Below are 4,536 nucleotides of genomic sequence, written 5' to 3'. Positions count from 1 at the left end.
TCTCCGATGACCTTCGTGAGCGGTTCCCGGATGCCAAGGGCTTCTCGCCGCGCAACCTCAAGTACATGCGGGCTTTCGCTGCCGCCTGGCCGGACGAGGAAATTGTGCAACGCAGCGTTGCACAATTGCCGTGGCGTCATCAGATCGCATTGCTCGAGAAGCTCGATTCCCCTGACGTGCGGTTATGGTACGGCCAAATGGCCGTCGAGCATGGATGGAGCCGCGACATCCTGGCCCATCAGATCGACGGACAACTCCACGAGCGCGTCGGCCGCGCCGTCACCAACTTCGCTCAGACACTTCCCCCGGCTGACTCCGACCTGGCGCAGCAGACTACCCGCGACCCGTACCTTTTCGACTTTGTCGGTATCGCCGACATTCGCCGTGAACGTGATCTGGAGCAGGCGCTAACCGACCACGTCGAGAAGTTCCTGCTGGAACTCGGGCAGGGCTTCGCGTTCGTCGGGAGGCAAGTCCACCTGGAGATCGGCAACACCGACTTCTACGTCGATCTGCTCTTCTACCACTTGACGCTGCGCTGCTTCGTCGTGATCGAACTCAAGGTCGGTGATTTCGACCCGAGCTACCTGGGTCAGCTTGGCATGTACATGTCGGCCGTCGACGACCTGCTACGTCACCCCGAGGACAAGCCAACCATCGGCCTGGTGTTGTGCAAGACAAAGAACAACATCGTCGCCGAATACGCACTGCGCGGATACACCGCGCCGATCGGTGTCGCCGAATGGAAAACCGCGATCACCGCGAGCCTGCCACCAGAACTCGAAACGAGCCTTCCCACCGTCGAAGAGCTCGAAGCCGAGCTGGACGGCAGAAGTGATGAGGAGCGTTCATGAACGAATTCAGTGAGGCCGCCTGGGAACATAAAGTGCTCGATGAACTGGCCGAGCATGAGTGGATCGCAATGTCCGGCAGCGACATTGCACCCGGGGTCGACGGGGGCCGCGAATCCTGGTCCGACATCATGCTGCCGGACCGTCTGCTGGCCAAGATGCGCGCGCTGAATCCCGATGTGCCCGGCCAATATTTGGACCAGGCGCGCGCAGAGATCATCCAGCCGGGATCGCAGGACGCCATCACCGAGAACTTCCGGCTGCACCGCTACCTCGTCGAGGGCTACCGGGGAATCACCTACATCGACTCCGACGGCATCGAGCAGAACCCCACGATAAGGCTGATCAGCCACCGGCCCGAGGCGAACGAATTCCTAGCCGTCCAACAGGTTACGGTCCGCACCACCGAGAAGCACCGGCGTTTCGACGTGGTGTTATACCTCAACGGGATGCCGGTCGCGATCTTCGAACTCAAGCAGGCCGGCGCGCAGCACGCCGACATCGCCGCTGCTCATGCGCAACTGCAAACCTATCTGCGCGAATTCCCCATGGCTTTCCGGTTCGCGGTGATCACCGTCATCAGCGACGGGATCACCGCCCGCTACGGCACACCGTTCACCTCGTTAGAGCATTTCGCGCCGTGGAACGTCGACGATGACGGCAAGCTCGTCGCAGTCGGGGAGTCAGCCGACAACCTAGATGTGGCGGTAGAACTGGAAGTCCTGATCGACGGCCTGTTCAACACAGAACGCTTCCTGCAACTGCTGCGCAACTTCACCGCCTTCGATCAAGACGGCGACGGCCTTACGAAGCGAATCGCCAAGCCGCACCAGTATTTTGCTGTCACCAAGGCTGCTGGGCAGACGGTGCAGGCGGCCGAGACCAACGGCAAGGCCGGGGTCGTCTGGCACACCCAGGGCTCGGGCAAATCGATGGAAATGGAGCTCTACGCGCACCTGGTGGCACAGTACCCGAAGCTGAAGAACCCGACTATCGTCGTCGTCACGGACCGCACCGACCTCGACTCCCAGCTCTATGAAACATTCAATCGGTCAACGCTGCTCGCGGAATCCCCGGTCAAAGTGAGCACGCGCTCGCAGCTGCGCGACGAGCTGTCGAACCGAGCCACCGGGGGGATTTATTTCACGACCCTGCAAAAGTTCGGTCTCACCAAGGCCGAACGCGAATCCGGTACCGACCATCCTCTGCTGACCGACAGGCGCAACATCGTCGTCATCGTCGACGAGGCTCATCGCAGCCACTACGACAACATCGACGGCTATGCCCGCCACATCCGCGACGCGCTGCCCAACGCGGTCTTCATCGCCTTCACCGGCACGCCGATCTCGCAGGTCGACCGCAACACCCGCGAGGTCTTCGGCCCGACCATCGACACCTACGACCTGACCCGCGCGGTGGCGGATAACGCCACGGTGCCAGTGTATTTCGAACCGCGTCTCGCCAGGGTTGGGTGGGCGGCAGGCTTCAGCGAGGACGACCTGGATGACGCCGCCAAAGAGGCTACCCTCGGCCTCGACGACGTCGAGCGTGCGCAGATCGAAAAGTCGGTCGCCGTCATCAACGCCATCTACGGCGCACCCGAGCGCCTGGCGAAGCTCGCCGAAGACATCGTCACGCACTGGGAATCGCGTTCTGAAGCGATGCGGCCGTTCATCGACTGCACCGGCAAGGCATTCATCGTCGGCGCAACACGCGAGATCTGCGCGCGGCTCTACGACGCGATCATCGCCCTCCGCCCGGACTGGCATCACGACTCCGTCGACAAGGGCGTCATCAAGGTTGTCTATTCGGGTTCGGCGCAGGACTCAGGGCTGATCGCAAAACATGTGCGCAGGGAAGCTCAAAATAAGACCATTCAGAAGCGGTTGCGTGACCCCGACGACGAACTCCAGATCGTCATCGTCAAAGACATGATGCTCACCGGCTTCGACTCGCCGCCGCTGCACACCCTGTATCTGGACCGGCCGCTCAAAGGCGCACTACTGATGCAGACGCTCGCGCGGGTTAACCGGACGTTTCGTGGCAAGCCGTCGGGACTGCTGGTCGCCTATGCGCCGCTGGTGGACAACCTCGCGACGGCCCTGGCCGAATACACCGAGACCGACCGCGCCGAGAAGCCGCTCGGCAAGGGCATCGAAGGTGCCGTCGTCGAGACCCGCAAACTCGTTGCGCGACTGGACGAATTGTGTGCAGGCTACGACTGGCGATCCAAGGTGCCACTGGCCGGCTGGTTGAAGGCAGCTATCGCCCTGGCCGCCTACCTGCGAGCGCCGACCACTGCGGGAAATCAGAACGAACCGACACTTGGCGACCAGTTCCGTTCGCTGTCAAACCATTTGGCTCGAGCTTGGTCGCTGTGCGCGGGCAATGAGACGCTCCACGAGTTGCGGCAGACCGTAAAGTTCTACGAGCAGGTCCGGGTGGTGATGGGCAAGTTCGATGCCCAGCAGCGCCAGGCCGAGGGCAAGCCGATCCCGGAGGAAATTAGGCGACTGCTCTCGGGACTGGTCGACGCGTCGACAGCAGGCGGCGAGATCATCGACATCTATGAGGCTGCGGGACTGGGCAAGCCGTCACTGTCTGACCTGACGCCGGAATTCGAGATCAAAGCCAAGAAGTCTGAGAACCCACACCTGGCCATTGAGGCGTTGCGCGCCCTGCTCACCAAGGAAATGGGCGGGGCTACCAAGAACAATCTGGTGCGTCAGCGCGACTTCTCTGATCGGGTTTCGGAGTTGATGCGCAAGTACACCAACCAGCAGATCAGCTCGGCAGAGGTCATCGCCGAACTCATCGCGATGGCCAAAGAAGTTGCAGCCGAGGGAAACCGGGGCAAGCGGTTCACGCCACCGCTGTCCCATGACGAGCTCGCCTTCTACGACGCGGTCGCGGACAACGAATCCGCCGTTGAGATCCAGGGCGAAGAGGTGCTGGCGCAGATAGCGCGGGAACTGGTCGCCGTGATGCAGCGTGACACCAAAACCGACTGGACGGTGCGGGACGACGTCCGCGCTAAACTGCGATCGTCGATCAAGCGGCTGCTGGTCAAGTACAAGTACCCGCCGGACAAGCAGCCGGCGGCGATCAAGCTGGTGATCGAACAAATGGAGGCGTTGGCGCCGCGCTACGCGGATCAGGCGCGACCTAACGACGGGAAGATGCTATGACTGGCCTTGGCCAAATTCACCGAGATTATCGCTAGTATCAGCGCTAAAATAGCGCGAAAGCGCTAATATCGCTATAAATTAGCGGGGTGGCGACGATACAGATCCGGGAGATCCCTGAGGAAGCCTACGAGGTCATTCGCAAGCGTGCCCGCGCCGCGGGGCGCTCCATACAGTCCTATATGCGCGACTGGCTGATCGACTTCGCGAGCCGTCCCACCGCGGCGGAGGCGTTGGCCGCCATGGAAGCCGCACGCGAGGAAAGCGACACGCCGGGGGCGACGAGGGCATCGGTCCTTGCCGATCTGGCCGCGGACCGGCGGTGAACGACTGCGTTATTGACGCTTCTGCGCTCGTGCTGGCCTTGGTCGGTAAGACCGACGCTGCTGCGGCAATCCGTCGGCGGCTTCCGGAGATACGTTGGCACGCACCGCATTTGATAGACGCCGAGGTCGGCAACGTGCTGCGTCGCCACGAGCAGGCGCGACTTATCAGCACCA

At 62.0% G+C, this 4,536-nt stretch carries 3 protein-coding genes; all 3 read left to right on the top strand.

The window, feature by feature from the left end; genetic code table 11:
* Positions 1-854 (top strand): PDDEXK nuclease domain-containing protein (locus tag VML93_RS32580; RefSeq protein ID WP_325617045.1); only part of this gene is annotated, 854 nt, incomplete at its 5' end.
* Positions 851-4,039 (top strand): type I restriction endonuclease subunit R, encoded by a 3,189-nt coding sequence (locus VML93_RS32575; protein WP_325617044.1) that lies wholly within the window; start codon positions 851-853, stop codon positions 4,037-4,039. The genes VML93_RS32580 and VML93_RS32575, both read left to right, overlap by 4 nt.
* An 86-nt stretch (positions 4,040-4,125) precedes the next feature.
* Positions 4,126-4,362: a FitA-like ribbon-helix-helix domain-containing protein gene (locus VML93_RS32570; RefSeq protein ID WP_325617042.1), complete on the top strand. Its 237-nt coding sequence runs from the start codon at positions 4,126-4,128 to the stop codon at positions 4,360-4,362.
* The last annotated feature ends 174 nt before the right edge of the window (positions 4,363-4,536 follow it).

The organism is Mycobacterium sp. (genome assembly GCF_035499775.1).
In the GTDB taxonomy this organism is placed as follows: Bacteria; Actinomycetota; Actinomycetes; order Mycobacteriales; family Mycobacteriaceae; genus Mycobacterium.
The sequence above is the reverse complement of the archived record's forward strand: the minus strand, read 5'-3'. Positions and strand labels throughout refer to the sequence as shown.

What these genes read in the sequence shown, in the direction of transcription:
- VML93_RS32575 (WP_325617044.1), top strand. Translation starts at nt 851, where the DNA reads ATGAACGAATTCAGTGAGGCCGCCTGGGAACATAAAGTGCTCGATGAA.